24 protein-coding genes are annotated in these 25,760 nt (G+C 42.1%); 7 read left to right on the forward strand and 17 right to left on the reverse strand.

What is annotated here, in order from left to right:
• Positions 1-10 precede the first annotated feature (10 nt).
• From MTF66_RS15010 to MTF66_RS15025, 4 genes are all read left to right on the forward strand, one after another.
• Positions 11-595 carry a glutathione S-transferase family protein gene (locus tag MTF66_RS15010; protein ID WP_008114780.1) on the forward strand — a complete coding sequence of 195 codons (585 nt, stop codon included), beginning with the start codon at positions 11-13 and terminating at the stop codon, positions 593-595.
• A gap of 11 nt (positions 596-606) precedes the next feature.
• On the forward strand, positions 607-957 hold the full coding sequence (locus MTF66_RS15015) for a DUF2750 domain-containing protein (RefSeq protein WP_008114782.1): 351 nt from the start codon (positions 607-609) through the stop codon (positions 955-957).
• Positions 958-1,045: 88 nt separating this feature from the next.
• Positions 1,046-1,726 carry a hypothetical protein gene (locus tag MTF66_RS15020; RefSeq protein WP_138623520.1) on the forward strand — a complete coding sequence of 227 codons (681 nt, stop codon included), beginning with the start codon at positions 1,046-1,048 and terminating at the stop codon, positions 1,724-1,726.
• Positions 1,727-1,832: 106 nt separating this feature from the next.
• Complete coding sequence (locus MTF66_RS15025) at positions 1,833-4,406, forward strand: M1 family metallopeptidase (protein WP_138623522.1); 2,574 nt, start codon at positions 1,833-1,835, stop codon at positions 4,404-4,406.
• Between the two features lie 249 nt (positions 4,407-4,655).
• Here MTF66_RS15025 and MTF66_RS15030 read toward each other — a convergent pair whose 3' ends face one another.
• A complete protein-coding gene (locus tag MTF66_RS15030) occupies positions 4,656-5,021 on the reverse strand; it encodes a hypothetical protein (RefSeq protein WP_008114788.1) in 366 nt (121 codons plus the stop codon).
• A gap of 76 nt (positions 5,022-5,097) precedes the next feature.
• Complete coding sequence (locus MTF66_RS15035) at positions 5,098-5,970, reverse strand: hypothetical protein (protein ID WP_138623284.1); 873 nt, start codon at positions 5,968-5,970, stop codon at positions 5,098-5,100.
• 115 nt (positions 5,971-6,085) lie between these two features.
• Between MTF66_RS15035 and MTF66_RS15040 the strand changes: the two genes are divergently transcribed.
• The 3 genes from MTF66_RS15040 (at position 6,086) to yjjG (ending at position 8,378) form a co-directional block, all read left to right on the forward strand.
• A complete protein-coding gene (locus MTF66_RS15040) occupies positions 6,086-6,985 on the forward strand; it encodes a phosphoribulokinase (RefSeq protein ID WP_008114793.1) in 900 nt (299 codons plus the stop codon).
• Positions 6,986-7,152: 167 nt separating this feature from the next.
• A complete protein-coding gene (yjjX, locus tag MTF66_RS15045) occupies positions 7,153-7,692 on the forward strand; it encodes an inosine/xanthosine triphosphatase (protein ID WP_138623282.1) in 540 nt (179 codons plus the stop codon).
• A gap of 11 nt (positions 7,693-7,703) precedes the next feature.
• Entirely contained in the window at positions 7,704-8,378 is a 675-nt protein-coding gene (gene yjjG, locus MTF66_RS15050) for a pyrimidine 5'-nucleotidase (RefSeq protein WP_138623280.1), read from the forward strand.
• 87 nt (positions 8,379-8,465) lie between these two features.
• On the opposite strand, the gene lpxC is transcribed toward yjjG, so the two are convergent.
• The 15 genes from lpxC to rsmH all read right to left on the reverse strand — a co-directional run bounded on the left by lpxC (position 8,466) and on the right by rsmH (position 25,731).
• Entirely contained in the window at positions 8,466-9,377 is a 912-nt protein-coding gene (gene lpxC, locus MTF66_RS15055) for a UDP-3-O-acyl-N-acetylglucosamine deacetylase (protein ID WP_008110675.1), read from the reverse strand.
• 107 nt (positions 9,378-9,484) lie between these two features.
• Positions 9,485-10,744 (reverse strand): cell division protein FtsZ, encoded by a 1,260-nt coding sequence (ftsZ, locus tag MTF66_RS15060; RefSeq protein WP_010390706.1) that lies wholly within the window; start codon positions 10,742-10,744, stop codon positions 9,485-9,487.
• Between the two features lie 21 nt (positions 10,745-10,765).
• Positions 10,766-11,998, reverse strand: a complete 1,233-nt coding sequence (gene ftsA, locus MTF66_RS15065) for a cell division protein FtsA (protein WP_008110678.1) — start codon at positions 11,996-11,998, stop codon at positions 10,766-10,768.
• 13 nt (positions 11,999-12,011) lie between these two features.
• Positions 12,012-12,773 carry a cell division protein FtsQ/DivIB gene (locus tag MTF66_RS15070; RefSeq protein WP_008465294.1) on the reverse strand — a complete coding sequence of 254 codons (762 nt, stop codon included), beginning with the start codon at positions 12,771-12,773 and terminating at the stop codon, positions 12,012-12,014.
• 1 nt (position 12,774) lies between these two features.
• Positions 12,775-13,695, reverse strand: coding sequence for a D-alanine--D-alanine ligase (locus tag MTF66_RS15075; protein ID WP_010390703.1), 921 nt, complete (start codon positions 13,693-13,695; stop codon positions 12,775-12,777).
• Positions 13,692-15,101, reverse strand: coding sequence for a UDP-N-acetylmuramate--L-alanine ligase (murC, locus tag MTF66_RS15080; protein WP_217694239.1), 1,410 nt, complete (start codon positions 15,099-15,101; stop codon positions 13,692-13,694). The genes MTF66_RS15075 and murC overlap by 4 nt, the downstream gene beginning before the upstream one ends.
• Positions 15,102-15,143: 42 nt before the next feature.
• Positions 15,144-16,220 (reverse strand): undecaprenyldiphospho-muramoylpentapeptide beta-N-acetylglucosaminyltransferase, encoded by a 1,077-nt coding sequence (gene murG, locus MTF66_RS15085; RefSeq protein ID WP_010390701.1) that lies wholly within the window; start codon positions 16,218-16,220, stop codon positions 15,144-15,146.
• Positions 16,217-17,392 carry a cell division protein FtsW gene (gene ftsW / locus MTF66_RS15090; RefSeq protein ID WP_010390699.1) on the reverse strand — a complete coding sequence of 392 codons (1,176 nt, stop codon included), beginning with the start codon at positions 17,390-17,392 and terminating at the stop codon, positions 16,217-16,219. The genes murG and ftsW overlap by 4 nt, the downstream gene beginning before the upstream one ends.
• Complete coding sequence (gene murD, locus MTF66_RS15095; protein WP_248527592.1) at positions 17,389-18,723, reverse strand: UDP-N-acetylmuramoyl-L-alanine--D-glutamate ligase; 1,335 nt, start codon at positions 18,721-18,723, stop codon at positions 17,389-17,391. The genes ftsW and murD overlap by 4 nt, the downstream gene beginning before the upstream one ends.
• Entirely contained in the window at positions 18,724-19,806 is a 1,083-nt protein-coding gene (gene mraY / locus MTF66_RS15100) for a phospho-N-acetylmuramoyl-pentapeptide-transferase (protein WP_054202311.1), read from the reverse strand.
• Entirely contained in the window at positions 19,806-21,188 is a 1,383-nt protein-coding gene (gene murF / locus MTF66_RS15105; protein ID WP_138623276.1) for a UDP-N-acetylmuramoyl-tripeptide--D-alanyl-D-alanine ligase, read from the reverse strand. Before murF ends, mraY begins: the two co-directional genes overlap by 1 nt.
• Positions 21,185-22,663 carry a UDP-N-acetylmuramoyl-L-alanyl-D-glutamate--2,6-diaminopimelate ligase gene (gene murE / locus MTF66_RS15110; RefSeq protein ID WP_171043278.1) on the reverse strand — a complete coding sequence of 493 codons (1,479 nt, stop codon included), beginning with the start codon at positions 22,661-22,663 and terminating at the stop codon, positions 21,185-21,187. Before murE ends, murF begins: the two co-directional genes overlap by 4 nt.
• On the reverse strand, positions 22,656-24,473 hold the full coding sequence (locus MTF66_RS15115) for a peptidoglycan glycosyltransferase FtsI (protein WP_010390693.1): 1,818 nt from the start codon (positions 24,471-24,473) through the stop codon (positions 22,656-22,658). The genes murE and MTF66_RS15115 overlap by 8 nt, the downstream gene beginning before the upstream one ends.
• Positions 24,470-24,796 carry a cell division protein FtsL gene (gene ftsL / locus MTF66_RS15120; RefSeq protein ID WP_010390691.1) on the reverse strand — a complete coding sequence of 109 codons (327 nt, stop codon included), beginning with the start codon at positions 24,794-24,796 and terminating at the stop codon, positions 24,470-24,472. The genes MTF66_RS15115 and ftsL overlap by 4 nt, the downstream gene beginning before the upstream one ends.
• Positions 24,793-25,731 carry a 16S rRNA (cytosine(1402)-N(4))-methyltransferase RsmH gene (rsmH, locus tag MTF66_RS15125; protein WP_054202314.1) on the reverse strand — a complete coding sequence of 313 codons (939 nt, stop codon included), beginning with the start codon at positions 25,729-25,731 and terminating at the stop codon, positions 24,793-24,795. The genes ftsL and rsmH overlap by 4 nt, the downstream gene beginning before the upstream one ends.
• Between the last annotated feature and the right edge of the window lie 29 nt (positions 25,732-25,760).

Raw genomic sequence — 25,760 nt, forward strand, 5'->3', positions numbered from 1 at the left:
AAGCCCCAATATGCAATTACTTGGCTCTATTTCTTCCCCTTATGTTCGCCGTGTCAGAATTTGGGCACAACAAAATAACTGTGAGCTTGAGTTTATAAATCTCGACATTTTCTCAAGCGATGACCGCTCTTTAATGATGTCGCACAACCCGGCAGCTAAAATCCCTATCTTAATTGATGGCTCGCTTAACTTAAGCGACTCAAACAATATACTGCGTTACTTACTTGAAAAAACACAGCAGAACCCGCTAACTTGGCCGCAAGAGCATTTTTTAACTAGCATCAACGCCTGTAACGATTCATTGGTTGAGTTATTGATATGTCAGCGTTCTGGGTTTGACACGCAAGCTGATAAACTATTTTTTAATCTGCAAAATGAGCGAATTGCGCAAACTTTAGACTATTTAAATGATCATTTAAACGATGATGAATTTAAAAGCTGTGAATGCCTCAACATCAGTTTATACTGCTTGCTAGATTGGATCTGCTTTCGTGAACTCACTGATTTTAGCGCGCAGCCGCAGTTAGTTAAGTTTTATGAAGCGTTTAGTCAGCGTCAAGCGGCTAAAAATACCAACCCTCGACTCAAATTTTAAAAGGTGAACACATGAGCGATATCGAAATTGAATCACAACTAGTTAGCTTTGTAGAAAAAGTACGTGTTAGTGAGCAGATCTGGGCACTGGGTGCACAAGATGGTGGCTTTGTTGTATGTGAATCAAATCAGTTTGACGACACCGATGTACTTTTACTGTGGGAATCAGAAGACGCAGCAAAAGAGCAGTGTAAAGAAGAGTGGAAAGACTACAGTCCGGTAGAAATCAATCTAGATGAATTTTTAGATGATTGGGTTGAAGACCTTAAATCGGATGATGCTCTGGTTGGTTTAAATTGGAATGACGATCAAGTGTGCGTAGAAATTGAACCAGTTGGTTTAGCTCGCGCTTTAAGTGAATAAGTTTTAACTGTTTATTTGCTGGCACTACCCCAATTAACAACAACGATTAGTTGGGGTATAAAATAATAAAAACTGTCAAGGTACTGCGTTGAAAACCCATCTTGGTCGTCGTCCATTCTCAGCTATGGAGCTGCATACGCTCTATACCGGATATATTTATAGTGATACTCGGCTTGCCCGCGAACAAGCTAAGCACTGGCACTTTTGGCTGCCTTTAATTGCGTACTACAGTGGCGCTTACAGTGATGAAATTGGCTATTTAACCCTAGATGACTTGGTGGTTAAAAATAGCATTCTCTGCTTTAGCTTTCATACTCATGGTAAAATTAAACCCCGTTTAATTCCTGTACATAACGCCCTTATTAAGGCCGGACTTAATGATTATTTAGCCTACGCAAAAGCGCAAAAACACACACGTTTACTGTTTGACCTCCCAGCAAAAACAGGACGCTACAGTGAAAAAGTACGCATTTGGTTTTCAGGCGAGGGCGAACGTGCGGGGTATTTGCAAAAATGTGCAATTCCTTCCGTGGATCAACTCGGAATGAAAACCGCGATTAGTAGTTTGCGGCTTAATTTTGAACAGCAAATTCGTATTTATGCCCTGCAAGCAGGCTCTAAAGACTGCTTCAATTACTTAATGGGCTTTAATGATTACCCCCATGATAACTTTAACGATATAGCCTTGTTAAATAAGGTGCTGCAACAGCTCCGGGTTATTAATTCCCACATTCATTGGCAGCGGTTTTTAGCACGAGATAGCCACTGACAAACTTTGTTACTCTTTTCCTTATTGTTGTTCGCTTACTCTAGCAAAAAAAGCTGTTAGGATGGAGTGTACTCACTCTTCTAACAACAAAAATCTAGGGATAACTATGTTTTTTAAAAGCCTCTTAACCGTGAGCGTTGCGCTTGCGATAAATGCTGCTAACGCTAATGAGTTCGTCATTGAAAAGCTCGCAAAGCCAAGTTCACAAAAAGTCGCTTTAACGCTCGACCCAAGTCAGGATACTTTTACAGGAATGACTGAAATCAGTTTGGAGGTGCTTAAACCAACACGCTACATTGAACTTAATGGTGTTGATTACGCAACCAAAATGGTTCAACTATTGGGTGAGCAAAACTGCGACTTAAACAGCGAAATGCTTAAAACCGGTAAAGTTAAATTTAGCTGCGAAGAGCAAATTCAGCCGGGTAAATACACTTTAAAAATTGATTTCTCAGCGCCATATAATCGCCAAAGTGTGGGGCTATATAAAACCCTAGATCAAGGCGTTCCTTATCTTTTCACCCAATTTGAAATGAGCGATGCCCGTCGAGCGTTTCCTGTATTTGACGAACCAAGCTATAAAATTCCATTTCAGTTAACTATTACCGCCCCCACTTCACAAAAAGTGTATTCAAATACACCTGAGTTAAAAACGACAGTGAATGGCGATATGACTACCCATTACTTTGATAAAACGCCACCAATTCCATCATACTTAGTAGCTATGGCTGTAGGCCCGTTTGAAGAGCTAGAGATTAAGGGTATGCCAATTCCTGGCCGTGTAATTACTCCACAGGGTAAAATTCATTTAGCACAGTATGCAAAAGAGAATATGCCTAAAGTACTGGGTGCACTTGAAGAGTACTTTGGTATTCCTTACGTATATAAAAAGTTAGATTCAGTGGCTGTTCCAGAGTTTCCGTTTGGGGCAATGGAAAACTCAGGTTTAGTGACTTACCGCGAAGATATTCTTCTGGTTGATTTAGAAGCTGCAACGCGTAGTAAAAAGCAACGTAATGTCTCTATTATTGCCCATGAATTAGCTCACCAATGGTACGGTAACTTAGTGACTATGAAGTGGTGGAACGACTTATGGTTAAACGAAGCGTTTGCTAGCTGGATGGCAGCAAAAATTACTAAGCAACTTAACCCTGAGTTTGAATCACACCTAGATTTACCACAAAACAATGTAATGGCGTTAGATGCTCGCTTAAGCACTAAGCCAATTCGTAAACCAATTAAAACTGAAGCCGATATTATGGACGGTTTAGGCCTTGCATACAGCAAAGGCAGCTCAGTACTGGCGATGGTTGAAAATTGGATTGGTGAAGATGCATTTCAAGCTGGTATTCAAAATTACTTAAAAGAGTTCTCATATAAAAATGCCGAAGCCGCCGATTTATGGGAAGCACTCGGTAAGGCTTCAAATAAAGATGTGGCGAGTGTTTTAAAATCATTTATTGAACAATCGTCATTTCCTTTAATCAAGGTTGATCAGCAAGGTAAAACTATCACTATTTCGCAAAGCCGTTTTGCTAATGACGGTGTTAATGCTCCAGCCCAACTTTGGAATGTACCCGTTGCCATTAAGTACGGTAAAGGCGATAAAGTAAAAACTGCCAGTGTATTACTTAATAAACAAAACCAAACGCTAGAGTTAGATTTTGAGCCAGAGTGGATATATCCAGACCAAGGTGCGCTAGGTTACTACCGCTGGGTCATGGACGATGCGCAATTTAACGCACTAATTGATAATGCAGCAAGCGTATTAAACGACCGCGAGCGCCTTGCATTGTTATCAGCTACTGACGCCTTACTTGACGCAGGTGTAATTTCTGCGGCTAAGCTGATGCAAACGCTTGAAGTATTTGCCAGTGATAGTCATCCACGCGTAGCTAACACTGCTTTAGGTTATTTAGCATCTCAGCAACGTACCTTTAAAGACGATAGCAACAAAGATTTATGGCCTACATTTATTCAAAATGCAGTCATGCCTGCCGCTAAAAAATATGGCCTAGAAGCAAAAATGGGGGAAGATGGCGCTGTTGCTCAACTGCGAGCTGCGGTAGTGTCGCGTTTAGGTTTTGATGGTGAAGATAAAAATGTGATCAATAAAGCTAAGCAGCAAACAGCTGTTTACTTAAAAGATCCACAAAATGTAGACCCTTATTTAGCGGGTACTTACTTACGTCTTGCGGCTTTTCATGGTGATAAAGCGCTGCTTGATCAGTTTATGGCAACCTTTAAAACCACTAAAGATCCACAAGTTCGTACCAATATGTTGGCAGCAATGGGTTATTTTGGTAAACCTGAACTCCAAAAAGCAGTGCTTGCATATAGCTTAACCGATGAAGTAACCGCTTCTGATATGCGTACTATTTTATCGGGGCAAAGTTACACCGATGAACGTCAAGCACTCTTTATTGATTGGATATATAGCAACTACGATAAAGTAACAGCAAGTTTGCCACCATTTTTTGTACCTAACTTACCTTACTTTACTACTGCTAGCTGTGATGCTGAAAGTTTAGCGACAACGCAAACGTTCTTTGACGCTAAACTTGATGACGTACCTGGCTATGCGCGCACATTAAGTAAGCTTGCAGAAAGTACTAATGACTGTATTGCACTTAAAAACCGTGAACTCAAATCAGTAAATAGCTTTTTGAATAGTAAATAAGTTAAAGTTCAAAGGATGGCGGGCTGCGGGCGACGGGTAACGGGCCGAAAACCTCAAACTCGGGCTAATGGCTGATGTTTTCTCATTGTCTTCTCTTTGTGTATAAAATCTTAAAAAGTTTATTCACAAAGAGATTAAGAGGCGCAGCCCTTTTAGAGCTAGTGATTAAAGACAAAGATTAAGGGTTATAAAGGTTAAAGGTTGAAGATTTTATCTTGCACCTTTTGCCTTTAGCCCTGCACCATTCTATTAACCACCAATAATCATCGTTAGCTTAGCTATAAACTCTTTTGCCGCTTGTTCAGAGTTAATTTTAAAAGCGACACCATAATGAATAGGCTGTGCGCTTTTATAAATACGAGTGGGAAAACGGGTCATTTCACTGCTATGAAAATAGCCTTGAGTACGCACAACCCCATCAATATCAGTAAAGTCATCACTAAACACTTCAAATGCAGGACGGATCACAATTTTACCTTTCCCCGTTTCGGCATGGGTGTAAAACGCTTCTTTAGAGTTTGCTAGCATATACTCAGCAATGTTTTTTATTTTGAAATTACTTCTACACTCTAGTTTTATCAGCTGCTCTGTTAACTCGTCTGCGCTAAATGCCACGTGACTTTCCTTTTTATTTAATAGGGGAATAGACTAACTCATGCATGAGTGAAAGTCCGAATTTATTATTTAGTGTTTATTTAACACTACATACAAACGCTAATTGCTGATTTTTATAACTCAACCGGCTTATTTCAGTATCACAATATTGGCTTAAATCGAGCCATTGAGATATATCAGATCCAGCTGTTAGTTGTCGTTGATAAATACGGTTTTTAACTGCGTAAGCAATAGTATTTTCATCTTTTAAGATGAAGTCTTGTACTTGGTTTGGCAACCTAAGGATGTTGCTTACCTGCTTGGTTTGAGGGTCAAAACGGGCTAACTGGTGCTGGCCATTTTTACTATGACTAAATAAAAATTCACTTCGCGATTTATCGTAAATAAGTGTGCGACCAATGTTATTTGCAACAACTTCACCTTTAGCCGCAACAACCGAGGTATATTGTAATGTATGTGGCTCACCTAAAATAAACATTACTAAATCGTTGTTATTACCCCAAGCGTGGTAGCCCACAGGCTCAATCCAATCAAAAATACGACTTGGCGCCTGCTCTGTGCTCAGCGGATATTGCCATAACTTTTGTTTGCCATCTTCTTCAACCACGATAGCAGATAAACTATCGCCACTCGGTGTTACTGTTGGCGAATACTCACTTACAGCTGTATTGGTGATCATGGAGGTTTGTTTTGATGATAAATCGTAAAGCGCAATATCAGTTTGGCTCTGATTATTACTGATTACCTCACGCGTATAATAAAGGCCCGTGTCGGTTAAATAGGGCTGATTGTTGTAGCTGGTTTTATCACTAACAATACTTACGCGTATGCCATGCGGAGTATTTAAATCGGCAAGCAGTATTTGACTTTTAGGCATATTTGCTTGGGCAACGCCCAATGTTAAAGCATTAATTGTTATTAGCCCTAACAGCGGTTTGATCAGTTTCATGCTTTCTCTCGTTTTAATTTTAAGCACCTCATGATAACGTTATTTACTGATGACGTCACTTGACCTAGCTTAGTAAGGTCTTTATAACTAACGGGTCATAAAAAAGAGAACAAACATGTCAGCTAAACACCCTATTATTGCAATCACCGGCTCATCTGGAGCAGGCACTACAACCACCACCAATGCCGTGAAGCATATTTTCCGCAGCCTCGATATCAATGCTGCATTTATTGAAGGTGATAGCTTTCATCGTTACACACGTCCTGAAATGGACAAAAAAATTCGAGAAGCCCAACAAGAAAGTAAACACATAAGTTATTTTGGCCGAGAAGCCAATGACTTTGGCGCATTAGAAGACTTATTTACCAAGTATGGTGAAACAGGCGAAGGTAAACTGCGTCGTTATTTACATACCTTTGATGAGGCCGTGCCTTATAACCAGTTACCTGGAACATTTACTCCTTGGCAAGAGCTTGAGCAAAATACAGATCTAATGTTTTACGAAGGCTTACATGGCGGCGTGGTCGACGAAGATCATGATGTTGCTAAGCATGTTGATTTACTCATAGGCATGGTGCCAATTATTAACCTTGAGTGGATCCAAAAGCTTATTCGCGATACCTCAGAACGCGGCCATTCTCGTGAAAAAGTAATGGACTCGATTGTACGCAGTATGGATGACTACATTAATCATATAACGCCGCAATTTTCTCGTACCCATATTAACTTTCAGCGAGTACCCACCGTTGATACCTCCAACCCATTTAGCGCAAAAGATATCCCCTCCCTTGATGAAAGCTTTGTCGTTATTCGCTTTAGGGGCATTGATGACGTTGATTTCCCGTATTATTTACGTATGATTGAAGGCAGCTTTATGTCGCGGATCAATACGCTTGTGGTACCCGGTGGCAAAATGGGACTCGCTATGGAGCTAGTGCTTACGCCACTGATCAAAGATATTATTTTGAAAAAACGCGCCTTAGCAAAATTAGCCCCACCTGAAATTCCTATTTAAGTGTATCGATAATCTGTTAGAGACTTTTTGGTTTAGAAGATCTAACAACATACAATGATCCTATGGAGCTGATCATTTCTTTTATCAAGTGATCGCAAATACATTCTGCTCTTTTTTGTTTAGTCTAACTCACGTACACTGCTGATTTTAAGTATGATGAGAGTACTATGTCGCAAGCCATTAAAATTGTTGTCGGGTCTAAAAACCCAGTAAAAGTAAATGCCGCTAAACACATTTTTGCGATGTATTTCCCTGAGCATATAATTGAATGTAGTGGCGTTCACGCCCCCTCTGATGTACCCGATCAGCCTATAGGCGAAGAACAAACGTGTTTGGGTGCACAGAATCGAGTTAACTACTGTAAAGCACAGCATCAAGCAGACTACTACATAGCGATGGAAGGCGGCGCAGCGCAATTTAGCTATGGTGCAGCAACCTTTGCCTATGTTGTTATTGATGACGGCGCACAGCAAGTTACAGGACGAAGCAGTAACTTACCTTTGCCTCCGGTTTTTTATAAAGCATTGCTGCAAGGTGAAGAGCTCGGAGATGTGATGGATAAAGCTTTTAATACCACCAATATTAAGCAGCAAGGGGGTGCTATTGGTTTATTAACTGATCATCATGCAACACGAGAAAGTACCTATACTCAAGCGCTGACTCTCGCCATGGCCCCTTTTCTTAATCCCACTTTATATAATCAATAACGGATGTTTTAATGAAGTATAACTACGTATTATTTGATGCCGACGAAACCTTATTTAGCTTTAATGCCTTTGCTGGCTTACAAAAAATGTTGGCAGCTTATGGCATGGATTTTACCAAAGCAGATTATGAACATTACCAAAATACCAATAAGCCATTATGGATTGCCTATCAAAATAACGAAATTACCGCAAACCACCTGCAAGTAACTCGCTTTAGTGAGCTGGCAAATAAGCTTAATGTTTCAGCCCAGCAGCTCAATGATGACTTCTTATCGGCAATGGCTGAAATTTGTATGCCTTTACCCGGTGCGGTTGAATTATTAAACGCCCTTAAACCTCATGCCAAATTAGGTATTATCACTAATGGCTTTAGTCAGCTGCAAGCACGTCGTTTAGCGCATACTGGGCTGCAAGATATGTTCGATTGGCTGGTAATCTCTGAAAAAGTAGGTATTGCTAAGCCTGCAAAAGAGATATTTGAGCACACCTTTAATTTAATGGGGAATCCACCGAAAGAACAAATTTTAATGGTAGGTGATACCGCCAGTAGTGATATTCTTGGTGGACGAAATGCAGGCATCGACACCTGCTGGTTACAGCACCCTGGGGTAATCTTACCTGAAGGTATTAAGCCAACGTACCAAGTCACTGAGTTAAAACAGTTACAAACTATTTTAGGTCTGTAATACCTGACTGATTGTGCTGACAAACAGCCAAAAAAAATGACGCTAATTAGCGTCATTTTTTATAACTGTATGTAAGCGATTAACTGATTAGGCGTTTGCTAATTCAAGGCCGGGTGCAGGCATCGAAACAGGCGTTTCAAAGGTTGCCCACTCCCATGCTGACTCGGTTGCCATAATTTTGCGTAGTAACTTGTTATTTAAATCATGACCTGATTTAAATGCAGTTACTTTACCCAAAAGGTTATGACCTGTCATAAACATGTCACCTACACAGTCTAGTATCTTATGCTTGACGAACTCGTCTGAGTAACGCAGACCGTTTGGATTTAAAACTTTAAATTCATCAAGTACCACTGCACTATCCATGCTACCACCTAGTGCAAGGTTATTAGCATGCATGTATTCAATATCTTTCATAAAGCCAAAAGTACGCGCACGGCTAATTTCTTCAGTGAAGCTTTGTGCGGTAATATCTAAGCCAATGCGTTGGCGGCTTTCATTAATTGCAGGGTGATCAAAGGCAATTTCAAAATCGATATGGAATCCGTCGTAAGGTTCTACTTCGGCCCATTTGTCGCCTTCTTCAATACGTACTTTTTCTTTAATACGAATGAAACGTTTTGCAACATTTTGCTCTTCAATGCCGCCTTTTTGTAATAAATAAATGAATGGCAATGCACTACCATCCATTATTGGAACTTCTGAGCTGTCAAGTTCAACAATCAGATTGTCGATACCCATGGCCGCAACAGCTGCAATTAAATGCTCAGTAGTTGATAAGCGAACACCATCTTTGTTGATTAAACAGGTACACAATTGCGTATCACCAACGGCTTCAGGCGTTGTTTCAAAATCAACAACCGGATCAAGGTCGACACGACGAAATACAATCCCAGTATTTGCGCTCGCAGGTCGGAGAGTTATTGTGACCTTCTCACCTTTATGAAGTCCAATTCCTATGGCTTTGACTACTTGTGCAATCGTACGCTGTTTAATCATAGGTTCGCTCACTTTAAGTATATATTACAGTTAGACGGCGGAGTGTAACATAAATACGGTATAACTACAATATTTGTTCACATTTCGCACAAAAGTACTGTTTTTAATTAGTCTGCTTGTTTACGTAAAAAAGCAGGAATGTCGAAATAATCGCCACCCTCAGACTTATCTGTTTTATTAGCACTACTCGACGACGTATTCGTTGCTGAACTTGAAGAGCTAGTCGATGTGCTGCTTTGCTCTTTTGATTCAGTTTGCGATGTCGTTGCAGGCTCTTCAGTCGTGCTTGTGCCTTGGCTTGCAAAGCTAGGTACGTACATGCTGCTGCTTGTTTGTGTGCTTGAGCTAGTTACATCAGAGCCTGACGCTTTTTTGAAACCGTTATCTACGATACCAAACTGTGGACGACGATCGCCACCTAAGCCGGTTGCAACCACGGTTACACGTAGCTCATCCGTCATTTCTGGGTCAATTACCGCGCCAACAACAACCGTTGCGTTTTCAGACGCTAGCGCCTTAACGTGATTACCCACAATTTCGAATTCTTCAATCGCGATATCCATACCCGCAGTAATGTTAACCAAAATGCCTTTAGCACCGGTTAAATCTACGTCTTCTAGAAGCGGGCTTGAAATAGCAGCTTCTGCTGCTTCTTGTGCACGATCAGGACCCGACGCAGATGCAGTGCCCATCATCGCTGTGCCCATTGCAGACATAACTGTACGTACGTCGGCGAAATCCACGTTAATTAGACCCGAGCGAGTAATTAACTCAGCAATACCTTGTACCGCACCAAACAATACGTCATTTGCTTTAGCAAATGCATCCAGTAAAGTTGTTCCTTTACCCAATACTTTTAGTAACTTGTTATTTGGAATAGTGATTAACGAGTCCACAATTTCAGATAATTCGCTAATACCTTGCTCTGCAGCAGCGGCACGCTTTTTACCTTCAAAATCAAACGGACGGGTTACCACAGCAACAGTTAAAATACCCAGCTCTTTAGCAATTTTAGCCACGACTGGCGCAGCACCGGTACCTGTACCGCCGCCCATACCTGCCGCAATAAACACCATATCAGCGCCTTCAAGGCTAGCACGGATGGTTTCGGCGTCTTCTTCAGCCGATTCACGACCTACTTCTGGGTTAGCCCCCGCACCTAACCCAGAGGTTATTTGCGTGCCTAATTGTACTGTTACATCAGCGGCTGAATTACGTAATGCTTGCGCATCCGTATTGGCTGCGATAAAACGAACGCCTTCTATTTGTTGTTTTACCATGTGCTCAACTGCGTTACCGCCGCCACCGCCTACACCGATTACTTTTATTACAGCTTCTTCGCTGTGTTGTTCCATTATATCAAACATATTTACTCTCCGACTTGAGTACTAAAACTCGCCTTGAAACCATTTTGTGATGCGGTTCCACCAATTATTATTATCATCCGCTTTCGACTTTTGTGCATTCATCGACTGCATAGTACGCCCGTATTGTAACAAACCTACAGCGGTTGCGTACGATGGATCATCAACATAATCAGTTAAACCTACTACACCAATTGGTTTACCTATTCTTACTGGCATCTGAAAAATATCTTCAGCCACTTCCATTGCGCCAGTCATTTTAGCAGTTCCGCCAGTAATGACGAGACCTGCTGCAATTTGGTCTTCTAATCCTGAGCGACGAATTTCTTCCATCGCCAGTTCAAATAATTCTCTAAAACGTGGCTCAACCACTTCAGACAACGTATGCCTAGACATCAGTCTTGCTGGTCGCCCACCTACGCTTGGCACTTCAATCGTGTCTTCGCTGCTCGCCATTTGGCTACTTGCACAGGCATATTGTACTTTGAGTGACTCTGCATGTGATATAGGTGTGCGAAATATTTTTGCAATATCACCGGTTACTTGGTTGCCCGCCACCGGAATAACCGCAGAATGACGCAGTGCACCATTAATATAAATAGTGATATCCATAGTACCACCACCGATATCTAGCACCGCGACACCTAGCTCTTTTTCATCGTCCGTCAGTACGGAGTAACAAGAGGCAAGCGCAGTGAATATAAGTTGGTCAACTTCAAGCCCACAACGTTCAACACATTTTTCTATATTTTTAGCCATGTCGTTGGAGCAGGTAATAATGTGCGCGCGTGCTTCCATACGCACACCACTCATGCCAAGTGGGTTTTTAATCCCCTCTTGCATGTCAATGCTGTACTCTTGTGGCAAGGCATGCAACATTTTGCGTTCAGCTGAAATTGGTACTGAGCGAGCAATATGGATTACATTTTCAATGTCTTCATCGGTTACTTCAGTATTATTAATAGCGACAACACCGCTTTCGTTCTGACATTGAATATGTTTGCCAGAAATGCCCAAATAAACCGAGCTAATACGACAATCAGCCATCAATTCAGCTTCATCAATTGCGCGGCGAATAGACTCAGACACTAAATTTAAATCGTTAACGCCGCCTTTATCCATTCCATAAGATACTTGGCTCCCCACGCCAACAATGCTGAGCTTGTTATCTGTGGTGATTTCACCTACCGTGGCCACTACTTTCGAAGTGCCTACGTCTAATCCAATCACTAGGTTTCTTTCTGCTGACTTAGTCATGCCTTACTCTTTATTATAATTGCTGTTCTTGCATTGGCTTATAGCTCACTGCAAGGCCGGTATCGTAGCGTAAATCAATTGCATCTATCTGTGCATCAGCACGTTGTTCTATGCGTGAATAAACGTCTATAAAACGCTGTACACGCTTGGCTTTATCCTTGCGCCCTAAATTTAAACGCACGCCATTATCTAACCAAAGTTGCCACGAAAACCGCTCAGATAGCGCAAGGCTAGTGAGCGTTAGTGCATTTACTTTAAGCATTTCATCAAACTGTTTAAACGCTACCCATGCTTCTTTTTCACTGCCTTCTGGCCCATATAACTGGGGTAATGTGGCACTTAATTTATCACTTTTAGCCTCAAACGCATCGCCGCTTTGGTTAATCAATAAATCACTGTTCCAGTGAGCGACCGCTTGATGCTCTACCACGTAAACTTGGATAGTATCAGGCCATTGCTTTCTTACCGATACCGTTGCGACCCAAGGTAGTTCTTGCACTAAATGCTGAACATGCTTTACGTTTAACTCAAAAAAGCTACTTAAATCCGCTTTTTTTATCGCGGTAGTTATTGCTTTTTCATCGGTGTATTTGGGGCTCCCCAACACCGTTAGATGCTTAATTTGCGCATCTTTATTTGCAACTAACCAATGGGAAACCCCATTGGTTATTTCAATTAACCCAATCACCACAGCCAGAAAAAAGCTCACTCCAAAAATCAGCGACCAGTTAAGTTGCTGTTTTAGTTGCTGCGCTTTCTCTAAAAAGGGATGCATATTAAAGGGTTTGCTCCAAAATGCGAACAACTAATTGCTCAAAACTTGCCCCATTGGCTTTTGCAGCCATTGGCACCAATGATTTTTCTGTCATGCCTGGCACTGTATTTACTTCCAACAAGTAAAATTGGCCTTGCTGATCTTGCATTGCATCGACGCGACCCCAGCCACTTGCACCCACTAAATCAAACGCATCGAGTGCCATTGCTTGTAGTTTTTGGGTATCTGGTTGTGATAAATCAGCAGGACAATGATATTGCGTCGTACTTGACTGATATTTAGCTTGGTAGTCATAAAAACCATTTGGCGTGCTCATTTCAATCACAGGTTGTACTTCATCACCAAGCACCGTAATTGTAAATTCGCGCCCCGAGATCCACTGCTCTACCAATACTTGGCTGTCGAACTTAAATGCATTGCTGAGCGCATCTTCAAGCTCTTCTGCAGAGCTTGCTTGTGCCATACCAATACTTGAGCCTTCGTGCGATGGTTTTACCATCACTTTTTTAAATTCATCGATAATTGCTTTAGCATCAAAGCCTTTTTTAGCATCAACTACCGCATAAGGTGCTGTGCTTAAGCCTGCCGATTTAAACAAGTGCTTACAACGAATTTTATCCATTGCTAATGCTGAACCCAGTACATTACTGCCAGTGTAAGGCAAGTTCATAAACTCTAAAGCACCTTGTACTGTGCCATCTTCACCACCTCGGCCATGCAGCGCAATAAAAACGCGATCAACGTTTAAGTCTTTTAATTCCCACAATGAACGATTTTGAGGGTCAAACGCAATCGCATCAATGCCACAGGCAAGAAGTGCATTAAGGACTGCTTGACCAGATTTTAATGACACGTCGCGCTCTGCTGAGTTTCCACCTAGCAGCACCGCTACTTTACCAAACTGGGAACTTACCTGTGTCATACTTCACCTTGCTTTAATTTTTCTATCGACATATTTGTTGCTGCTAAGTTTTTAACTAACTGACCTATGTTACCTGCGCCTTGCGTAAGTACTAAATCATTATTTTGCAGGCAGTTAGCAAGTACACCTGCAAGCTCTGAGCTTGAAGCTACATGCAATGGCTCTTTGCCACGCTGGCGTAAACTGCGGCATAAACTCTTACTATCAGCGCCCACAATCGGCTCTTCGCCTGCACTGTAAACATCAAGCAATAGCAACTGATCAACCTCGGCGAGTACTTTCACAAAATCTTCGTATAAATCGCGAGTACGAGTATAGCGATGCGGCTGATAAACCATCACTAAACGCTTATCAGGCCAGCCTTCTCTCGCTGCGGTGATGGTAGCTGCCACTTCTGATGGGTGATGACCATAGTCATCTACTAACATCACATTACCGCATTCGTTTTCAAATTCACCATAATGCTGAAAACGACGGCCAATGCCTTCAAAAGTATCTAATGCCGCTAAAATTGCATGATTAGCTATGTTTTGATCTTTTGCCACCGCAATCGCTGCGGTTGCATTTAGGGCATTGTGTTTACCTGGCATATTTAACTTAGCGGTTAAACTCTCGCCTTGTTTATTAGTAACAGTAAATTGGCATGTATTGGCTGTTTGGCTAAATTCACTCATTCGATAGTCAGCATCTTGCGATTCACCATAAGTGATCACCGGACGACCAAAGCGAGGTATTAATTCTGCGGCAACGTCTGAATCTATACACACTACAGCTAGCCCGTAAAACGGCAGGTTATGAATGAATTCAACATAAGTATCTTTCATTTTTTCTAAGCTGCCGCCATAAGTTTCCATGTGATCTTCTTCAATATTAGTGATCACCGATACCATTGGCTGTAAATGCAAAAATGAAGCATCGCTTTCATCCGCTTCAGCGATTAAAAAGTCGCTTTTGCCTACTTTAGCATTGCTGCCAGCACTATTTAATAAACCGCCAATAATAAAGGTTGGATCGAGCCCTGCTTGTGCATAAATGCTGGCAATTAAACTAGTTGTTGTGGTTTTACCATGGGTACCGGCAATGGCAATACCATGACGAAAACGCATCAGCTCAGCTAACATTTCTGCACGGCGAACCACCGGAATACGCGCAGCTTGCGCGGCTTGAATTTCAGGGTTTGTTTTATCAATTGCACTTGAAACCACCACCACATTAGCGTCTTTTACATTATTTTCATGATGGCCAATAAATACTTCAGCGCCCGCTTGAATTAAACGCTCGGTCATGGCGCTATGCGCTATATCCGAGCCGGTAATACGGTAACCTTCAAAAGCCAATACTTCTGCAATACCGCCCATACCTGCACCACCTATTCCTACAAAGTGAATAGTTTCAATGCGGCGCATCGCAGGGCGTGTATATTTTTCTTTTGCTAATGTCTGTTTCACTTATATTCTCTTATTTGTTACTTGCTCACAGTGCATAGCGACGCTGGCTGTGGCATCTAAAATAGCCTGCTGCTTTGCTTTAGCAGCCATTTTAGTTATTAATAAAGGTTCGGCTAAATAGGGACTTAAAAGTTCAACAATGCTGCGCTGATTAAATTGCCCCTGTGGCATTAATAATGCCCCTTCTGCCATTACTAAATACTGTGCATTTGCTGTTTGGTGATCATCAACCGCATGTGGAAACGGTACAAATACCGCCATTTTACCTGCTGCAGCAATTTCACTAACCGTGAGCGCTCCGGCGCGACAAATTACAATATCGGCCCAGCTATAAGCGGTATCCATATCATCAATAAATTCAGCAACAGTTACTTGTTCATCGCCCATTTGTTGCTGCTGGTAACTTTCGCTCACACTAGCAAAATGGCCTTTACCAGTTTGGTGCCAAACATTAATGGCACAGGTATCATTTAAGCGCTTAAATGCTTCAGGCAGTGTTTGGTTAAGTACTTGTGCACCTAGTGAGCCACCCACTACAAGCATATTAATTGGACTTGATATTTCCCGCTTAGGTATATCAACTACACTCTGACGCACAGGGTTACCCACCAGCTCAGCTTTACCACTGGCAAAAGCACTTGGAAATGCAGCTAATACGCGATTCGCAAATTTCGCTAGCCATTTATTGCTCATACCAGCTACGGCGTTTTGCTCATGAATTACCAAAGGGATACCGAGACTTTTTGCCGCAATACCCGTAGGGCCTGTCACGTAGCCGCCCATAGCTAAAACCACGTCAGGGCGTTGTTGTTTTAATACTTTACGCGCCTGCAATATTGCATTAATAACCATGAATGGCGCTTTAATGAGGCGTTTTAAACCATTACCTCGCACGCCTTTTACATCAATAAAATCAATTTCTATGTTGTGCTTGGGCACGACACTGGCTTCCATTCTATCAGGAGTGCCTATCCAGCTAACTTGCCAACCTTGCTGTTTGAGATAATCAGCAACCGCAATCCCCGGGAAAATATGTCCACCTGTGCCCCCTGCTACAACGACTATTTTTTTACTCATCGTTTAGCTCCCCCCGACGTGGCCTGTTTAGTTGCCATCTTCGTTTCAAAATCTACCCGTAATAAAATACCAGTGGCTATGGTCATCATTAATAAACTTGAGCCACCATAGGAAATAAACGGTAGGGTTAGTCCTTTGGTTGGTAATATACCGGCACTGGCGCCTACATTAACCATAGTTTGAAATGCAAACCAAATACCGATAGCTAAAGCTAAATAGCCTTCATATTCTTTACCGTTTTTAAGCGCATTTTGGCCAATTAGTAGCGCTCTAAATACTAATGTTCCTAATACCATTAAAATACTCAATACGCCCATAAAACCAAGTTCTTCAGCAATCACGGCAAAAATAAAATCGGTGTGTGCTTCCGGTAAATATTGTAATTTTTGTACGCTATTACCTAAGCCTTGGCCAAACCAATCACCTTGGCTATAAGCCATCAGTGATTGCACTAATTGATAACCTTTACCAAAAGGGTCGTCCCAAGGCTCTAAAAAACCCACCACACGCGCCATACGATAGGGCTCAAACACAATCAACCCAACCACCAACGCAATACCGGTTAAAATAAGTGCAAAAAATTGCCAAAGCTTGGCACCGGCTAAAAACAATAAACCAACCGTAGTAACAAACATCACCACCACGGTTCCTAAATCGGGCTGCATTAAAATAAGTGCCGCATAAACGGCAAATACCGCTATGGGTTTAGCAAAGCCTTTTATGTTTTCTTGTACTTCACTGCGCTTACGCACTAAATAGCCAGCGATATAACTAAAAAAGAATAACTTAGCGAGCTCGGAAGCCTGAATATTAAATGGTCCTATAGGTATCCAACGGGTAGAACCATTCACTTCTCGCCCCACAATTAGCACCACCAATAACAACACCAAGCCGATTAGTAATAAGTAGGGGTTAGCTTTTTTCCACCACGACATAGGTACTTGAGTACTTATGCAAAATAAACAAAACGAGAGCCCTAAAAAAATACCGTGGCGGATAGTAAAATGATAAATGTTGCCAAACAGCCTATCGGCCGTCGGCATTGAAGCACTAGTTACCATCACAAAGCCCACCCCTATTAGCATTAGCATGCAATAAAGGAGCGGCACATCATAAAGCTGCGCCGAAGGTTTAGGAGTAAATGCCTCTTTAATATCCGCAAAAGCTATCATGGCAGCTCCTGCAATACACAATGCACAAAATCATCGCCGCGCTGCATATAGTTGTTGTACATATCTATACTGGCGCAGGCTGGGGCTAATAAAACCGTATCGCCTGACGTACTTAATTGTTTAGCAAGCGCCACAGCTTCAGACATGTTGGTGGTTAAATGACCTTTAGCAGTTAGTGCCACTAACTCTTTTGCATCTTTACCAAAGCAAATGAGGGCTTTAACGTGTTGCTCAACATAAGGTTTAAGTGCCTCTAAATCAGCGCCTTTTGCATCGCCACCAGCAATAACCACTAAGTTTTGTTGCTTACCCGCTAAACTATCAATGGCCGCTATTGTTGCGCCTACATTAGTGGCTTTAGAGTCATTGAAATACTTAACGCTATTAAGCTCACCCACAAACTGACAACGATGTGCCAATCCATTAAATTGAGATAATGCAGTTTTATAATGCGCTTTAGTTATTTCAAACGGACTGAGTAACGCCATTACTGCCAATGTGTTTAAATAGTTATGCTTACCAACAACAGCTAAAGTACTGACTGGTAAATAAGCTTCGCCCTTTACCATAAAGTACGCTTCGTTATTATGCTGTGCTAAGTGGTAATCACCTTGTGTTTCTCCAAAACTAACTTGTGGTGCTAACGTGCGACTCACTGGGTGGGTTTGTCTATCGTCAGCATTAATAACTAAAAGTTCAGCGCCGTTATAAATACTTAACTTTGAATCTATATAAGCTTGATAGCTATCATAGCGATCGAGATGATCTTCTGAAATATTAAGCACAGTTGCACTGCTGGCTTTTAAGCTGTCAGTGGTATCAAGCTGAAAACTAGACAGCTCCAGTACAAACACATCAAAATCACCGTCAAGTAAATCCAGTACAGCTGTGCCAATATTGCCGCCCAGTGCTACTTTATAACCTGCGGTTTTTAATACTTCGTAAGCAAGGGTTACTACTGTTGATTTACCATTTGAGCCTGTTACCGCAACAACTGGTTTAGTGTTAATGCGGGCAAATAACTCAACATCACCAATCACTTCTACGCCGGCATTCATTGCCTGTGCAACCGCAGGGGTTTTTAAACTTAGCCCGGGACTAATAATGATCATATCGCAAGCACTGAGTGCCGCATTATTTAAATCACCAAAGTGAGTATTAAGATTAGCGGCATGTTGCTTGAGCCAATCAACACCGGGAGGATTTTCTCGGCTATCGACTACATTGGGCTGTATTCCTTGAGATAATAAAAAACGCACAATGCCCAGACCGGTTACACCGAGTCCGAGCACTGTTATTTGTTTATTTTTTATCTCGTTTAAATACTGCATTTATCGGATCTTTAATGTCGCAAGGCCAGCGAGCACCAGCACAATAGAAATTATCCAAAAGCGCACAATAACGCGTGGCTCTGGCCATCCTTTAAGTTCGTAGTGATGGTGAATCGGCGCCATTTTAAAAATACGTTGGCCGCGTAATTTATAAGAGCCAACTTGTAAAATTACCGACAGCGCTTCCATTACAAACACGCCCCCCATAATAATAAGTAATAACTCTTGGCGAACCAGCACAGCAATAATACCTAATGCACCACCTAGAGCTAACGAGCCTACATCGCCCATAAACACTTGTGCTGGGTAGGTGTTAAACCATAAAAAGCCTAACCCTGCACCCACAATAGCGGTACACACCACTACCAATTCACTGGCAAGTGGCAAGTGCGGAATATGTAAATAAGCCGAAAAGTTAATATTACCCGTTAAGTAAGCAATAATAGCCAGTGCTGCAGCCACCAAAATTGTTGGCACAATAGCCAAACCATCTAGTCCGTCGGTTAAATTAACTGCGTTTGAGGTGCCCACCAATGCAAAATACGTGATTACGATATAAAACAGGCCTAGTTGTGGCAGTACATCTTTAAAAAATGGCACAACAAGAGATGTTTCTGTCGCTTGGGTACTGGTCATGTAAAGTGCAGTTGCTACAACCAATGCAATTACTGATTGCCAAAAATACTTCCACTTAGCAATCAGTCCTTTGGGGTCTTTACGGATCACCTTACGGTAATCGTCAATAAAGCCAACAATCCCTAATGAGCCAATCACAAACAATGTGGCCCATACGTATTTATTAGACAAATCAGCCCACAATAAAGTGCTAGTGAATATTGCCGCTAAAATAAGTAAGCCACCCATGGTCGGTGTACCCGATTTAGACAAGTGTGATTGCGGACCATCATCACGTACTGTTTGCCCAATTTGCATGCGCTGTAAACCACGAATTAACTTTGGCCCCAAATAAAGCGACATAATTAACGCGGTCAAAATACCTAAAATGGCACGAAGAGTTAAATACGAAAAAACATTAAAGCCACTATAATATTGAGTTAAATACTCAGCCAGCCAAACTAACATTATGATACTCCATTGATGGCTTGTTGCTGGCCATTAACTAAATCGGTTACTAAAAGCTCCATGCGAGAACTGCGTGATCCTTTCACGACAAGGGTAATTTTTTTATCTACTTTGCTAATACTGTTTTGAATTTGCTGCAGCATTTGCTCACGATTTGAAAAGTGACGATTAGGCAGCTCAAATACATCACTTGCTGACTTACTTAATACACCGAGTGTAAATAGCTCATCAATGCCTTGCGCTAATGCATATTCGCCCACTTCTTGATGATACTTACGAGCATCTTCACCAAGCTCCCCCATATCACCGAGAGCCAAAATACGATGACCTTGAATATCGCTAAGTAAATCAATCGCCGCTTTTACCGATTTAACGTTGGCATTATAAGTATCATCAATAATGGTGAGTGAATCACTAGCTTCAATCAGGTTAACCCGCCCTTTAACTTCACCCATGGTCGCTAGGGCGCTGGCAATTTCATCAAGTGACACGTCAAACTCACTGGTTAATGCAGCAGCAATAAGCGCGTTGCTAATATTATGCTTGCCTGGCAATGCTAACGTAACCGGAACTCTGTGTTGTTTGGTACATAACATAAAGCTTGCTCGAGCTTGTGCATCTAGGCTGATGTCCTCAGCCCAAATATCCAGTTTTTCACTGCTAGAAAAACATTTAACCTTTCGCGCTGCTAATTTATCAAGCCAATACTGACTAAACTCGCTATCGCAATTAACAATGGCAATGCCATCGTCTTTTAAACCATCGTAAATTTCGCCTTTGGCTTGTGCTACCCCTTGTAAGCTACCAAAACCTTCTAAATGTGCCGCGGCAACATTACATACCACGGCAACATCCGGTTTGGTCATGGCGGTAGTGTAGGCAATTTCACCAATATGGTTCGCACCGAGTTCAATAACCGCATAACGATGCTGTGGCTCTAATCTTAATAAGGTAAGAGGCACGCCAATATCATTATTAAAGTTGCCTTTAGTCGCTAAAACATCCCCTTTACTTGATAAAATAGCGGCACACATTTCTTTAACTGTGGTTTTACCTACACTGCCAGTAATAGCGATAGTTTTAGGTGCAACTTGCGCCATCACCGCTGTTCCAATTGTGCCTAATGCAATACGGGTATCGGCAACTACAAATTGAGCAATGTCGGTATCAACAACGTGATCGACAATGACTCCAATAGCACCTTTTTGTTTTGCTTGCTCAATAAACTTATGACCATCAAAGTTAGGGCCTTTAAGTGCCAAAAACACTTCACCATCACATAAAGTACGGGTATCGGTGTTTATATTTATTACTTGACGATTATCACCTTGATAATCAGTTGCTAGCACATTAGCTAGCCAATCAAAATCCATTGGGATCATGCTTGAGACCCTCTTACTGCTTGTTTTAATTGTTGTTGTACAAATTGGCGGTCGCAAAAATCAATGCGTTGGTTACCTATAATTTGATAGTCTTCATGCCCTTTACCGGCAATTAAAATAACCTCACCGGCTTTCGCGTTATCTATAGCAAATTGTATGGCAGCACCCCGGTCGGCCTCTAAATGGGCGTTTTGTGGGTGTGTTAATCCTGCAGCTACATCATTAATAATTTCATTGGGATCTTCAGAGCGCGGGTTATCACTGGTAATGATCACTTTGTCTGCAAACTGCTCGGCGGCTTGTGCCATTAGTACACGTTTACCTTTATCTCTGTCGCCGCCGCAACCAAATACACAACTCACTCCACCTGGTACATGTTGTTGCAGCGCTTGTAACGCTAGTGCGAGTGCATCAGGCGTATGTGCATAATCAACCACGCAAGTAGGCATATTTGGCGCTGTAAATGCTTGCATTCTGCCTGCTACAGGTTGCAAATACTCACACCCTGCCACTAATTGCGTTAATGGGTAACCTAGCGCTAATAATGTGGCTAAAGCAGCGGTTAAATTATATAGATTAAATTCACCATATAACGGTGATTTTATGGCAATATCACCCCAACTTGTAGTTAATTGCGCCGAAATACCGGTTGCTGAATAGCTAACATCAGAAAAATACACAAACTGAGCGTTTTTAGGGGCTAAGTTGTTACGGCCATAACAAATTAGTTTATTAAAGCTATATTTTTCAATCCATTGCTCTGCTTGTCCGTCATCTTGGTTAAGAATGACATTGGCAGCATCAAAATCACGAAACAGCATCAACTTGGCATCACCGTAACTATCCATGTCACCATGATAATCTAGATGATCACGAGATAGGTTAGTAAATACCGCCGCTTTGAAATGGCACTGATCAACACGGTGCTGTACCAATCCATGCGATGATACTTCCATTGCTACTAAACGATGTTGCTGCTCTTTTAAGTCACTTAAAATATGCTGTAAATCCACACTCGAGGGCGTGGTATTTTGCAGCGGTGTTAACTTATCTGGATGGCCATAACCGAGCGTGCCTATAATTGCGGCTTGGGTATGACAAAACTGTGCTAAATGAGCAATCATTGCGGTAGTAGTCGACTTACCATTGGTACCTGTTACACCAATTAAGTCTAATTCTAGGCTCGGTTGCTGGTAAAATTTACTCGCTAATACAGGCAACTTCTTATTTAATTCTGAGACTAAATAAAGCGGCTCAAAATCACTTTCAAACTCACACAGTCTGTCGGCAATAATTGCACTGGCACCATTCTGAATTGCTTTATCAATAAACTGTCCGCCATCAAGCTGATGACCTTTTATTGCCACAAATACATCACCAGGTTTTACATTGCGACTGTCTAAACGTAACTCGTTTACCATTAAACGTGCTGCATCTATTTCTAAATATTTTAAAATTGTGTGTAAATCACGCACCATCATCTTTGCCCTTCACGTATGCCACCGAGTCTTTATCTGGGGCAACGTTTAAAATTCTTAATGAATTAGAGATTATTTCTGCAAACGCCGGACCTGCCGTTGCGCCACCGTAATAAACATCTCCACCGGGCTCGTTGATCAATACCACAACGGCTAATCGCGGATTACTCGCAGGGGCAATGCCCGCAAAATAACCTACATATTCGTCACCATAACCACCTGCAGCGGCCTTTTTAGAAGTACCCGTTTTACCAGCTGCACGGTAGCCATCAACTTTAATACGTCGTGCGGTACCACCTTCTTCAAATACGCTTTCCATCATATGAACTACAGCTTCAACATCTTGCTGTTGAAAAACACGTTCACCTTCAGGTATAGAATCTTGCTTTAGTACAGTGAGTGGGCGGTTCACCCCACCCGCGCCTAACATGGCGTAAAAACGAGCCATTTGCGCGGTACTCACGGCAATATTGTAACCAAACGAAAGTGCGGCAATTTCGTGATCTGACCAGCGACGATTTGGGTAAAATAAACCACTACTTTCCCCGACCATGCCGGTACCACTATCACTACCAAAACCCACCTTTTGGTAAAGACCTACAAAATAGTCTTTGGGTACGGTTTGGCTTATTTTCGTTACGCCCATATTACTGGAGTACTTTAAAATTTCGCGCAGCGTCATTTCACCATGATTACGGGTATCTTGTACTAAGCTGCCCCCTAAACGCATCCAGCCTGGGTAGGTATCAACTTTGTCATCCGGTTGGATTGTGCCGTAGTCTAATCCAGCTAAAATGGCTAGAGGCTTAACGGTTGAGCCGGGTTCAAACAAATCGGTAATTGCACGGTTACGACGCTTATGAGGAGCCGCGCCGCTTAAATTGTTAGGATTAAATGAAGGACTATTTACCATAGCCAAAACTTCACCAGTTTTAACATCAACCACCATGGCTGAACCTGAAGTGGCCTTGTAAGTTAATACCGCTGATTTAACCGCTTTGTAGGCAATCGCCTGAATACGTTGATCAATACTCAGTTGAATACTCTCAGGCTCCACTCGCTCGCGCTCATCAAGCACTTCAACTTCACGTCCTTGAGCATCTTTTCGAATCGTACGTCGGCCTTCTTCACCTGTGAGTGCATTTTCGTAAAGCTTTTCTATGCCTTCAATGCCTTTGCCATCGATATTAGTAAAACCAATGATATGCGCACTGACCTCACCGGCAGGGTAATAGCGTTTTGATTCATCTAATAAATGAATACCTGGTAGGCGTAAATCGCCAATATAATTAGCAACAGCCGGAGTAACTTGGCGTTTTAAGTAAACAAAGCGACGAGTAGGATCATCAAGTAGTCGGGTATTAATTTTGCTCGGTTCAATGCGCAGTACATCGGCTAGTTCACGCCAGCGCAAATCGTTTTTATAATACAGGGCGGTACGCTTGTTTAGCTCAGCGACATTTTCACGCAGAGTTTGCTGATCTTCACCATTTTTACGGGCTTGCCTGAGCACTTTGCTCACCAGTGATTTATGCAAAGCTTTAGGATCTGCATACACACTGACTACAGGCACACTAACAGCTAACTCTTTACCGTTACGATCGAAGATCATACCGCGTTGCACATGCAATTTTTCAACACGTACCGTACGCTTGTCACTTTCGGAGCGAGCCTTATCGGGTTCAATTACTTGCAAATATGCGGCGCGCGATACCAAAGTCACAAACACTAAAAAAATCACCGCGCACACTAAAATAAAGCGCCATGCGATTAGGTTGTTGACTGGTTTTTTGCCTCGCGTTCTCATTGTAATATAATTACCTGCTCATCTTGGCTGGTTGGCCGCTTCATTTCTAATTGTGACGTTGCCACTTCTTCAATGCGTGCATGTTGCGAATAAAATTCTTCTTCCACTAAAAAATAACGCCACTCTAAATCCAATTCATCACGCTCTTGCAGTAACGAATCTTGCTCAATTAATTGCGCACGAGATAAATGAGTTACCTGCACCACGCTCAAACTTGACGCGAATATCACAACCAACAAGGCCAAGGTGATCTTGTTCGCACCTAGGCCTTTAATTATTTCAATAAATAGATTGGGTTGGCGATAACTCGCTTTTTTACTCATCCCAACCTCTGTGCAATCCTTAGTACTGAGCTACGAGAGCGTGGATTGCGAGCCACTTCATCAGCACTTGGTTTAATAGCTTTACCCACTGCTTTTAACGTCAGGTTTTTATTTATTTGTGCGTCGGTTAAAGGCAGACCTCTGGGTATCGCTTCTCCCTTACTCTGTTTTTTAATAAATTGTTTTACAATGCGATCTTCTAAAGAGTGAAAAGAAATAACAACTAAGCGACCACCCGGCTTAAGAACTTTAATCGCCGCTTGTAGTGCGGTTTGAATTTCCTCTAACTCGCTATTGATATAAATACGAATTGCCTGAAACGTGCGCGTTGCAGGATGTTTAAACTTATCTTTAACGGGTACTGCTTCATCAACTAAATCTGCGAGCTGTTTAGTGGTAGTGATTGGCGTATGTTCACGCACTTCCAATATCTTGTGCGCAATGCGCTTACCAAATTTTTCTTCACCTAGCTTTTTGATCACATGGGTAATGTCATCTAGTTCCGCCTCAGCTAACCACTGCGCAGCGCTACGGCCTGTGCTTGGATCCATTCGCATATCAAGCGGGCCGTCTTTCATAAAACTAAAGCCACGAGCGGCATCATCTAACTGCGGTGACGACACACCAATATCAAGTAAAATGCCATCAACTTTACCAATTAGATCGTTTTGCTCAGCAACTTCGTATAACTTTGAGAACCGTGAGTGAGCAATCGAAAAACGTGAATCATCGGCAAACTTTTCTGCTGACTTTATAGCTTGTGGATCTTGATCAATAGCCTGCAAGCGACCAGCGTCGCCCAAGCGCGCTAATATTTGCCCTGAATGTCCGCCACGTCCAAAGGTGCCATCCATATAAATGCCGTCTGGCTTAATTGCAAGTGCATCTATGGTTTCTTCCATTAATACGGATACGTGTTCAAATTGCGCTGTCATTAGCTATTTTTTGCCTTTTTGTTTTGCTG

Source organism: Pseudoalteromonas sp. 2CM39R, assembly GCF_023161845.1.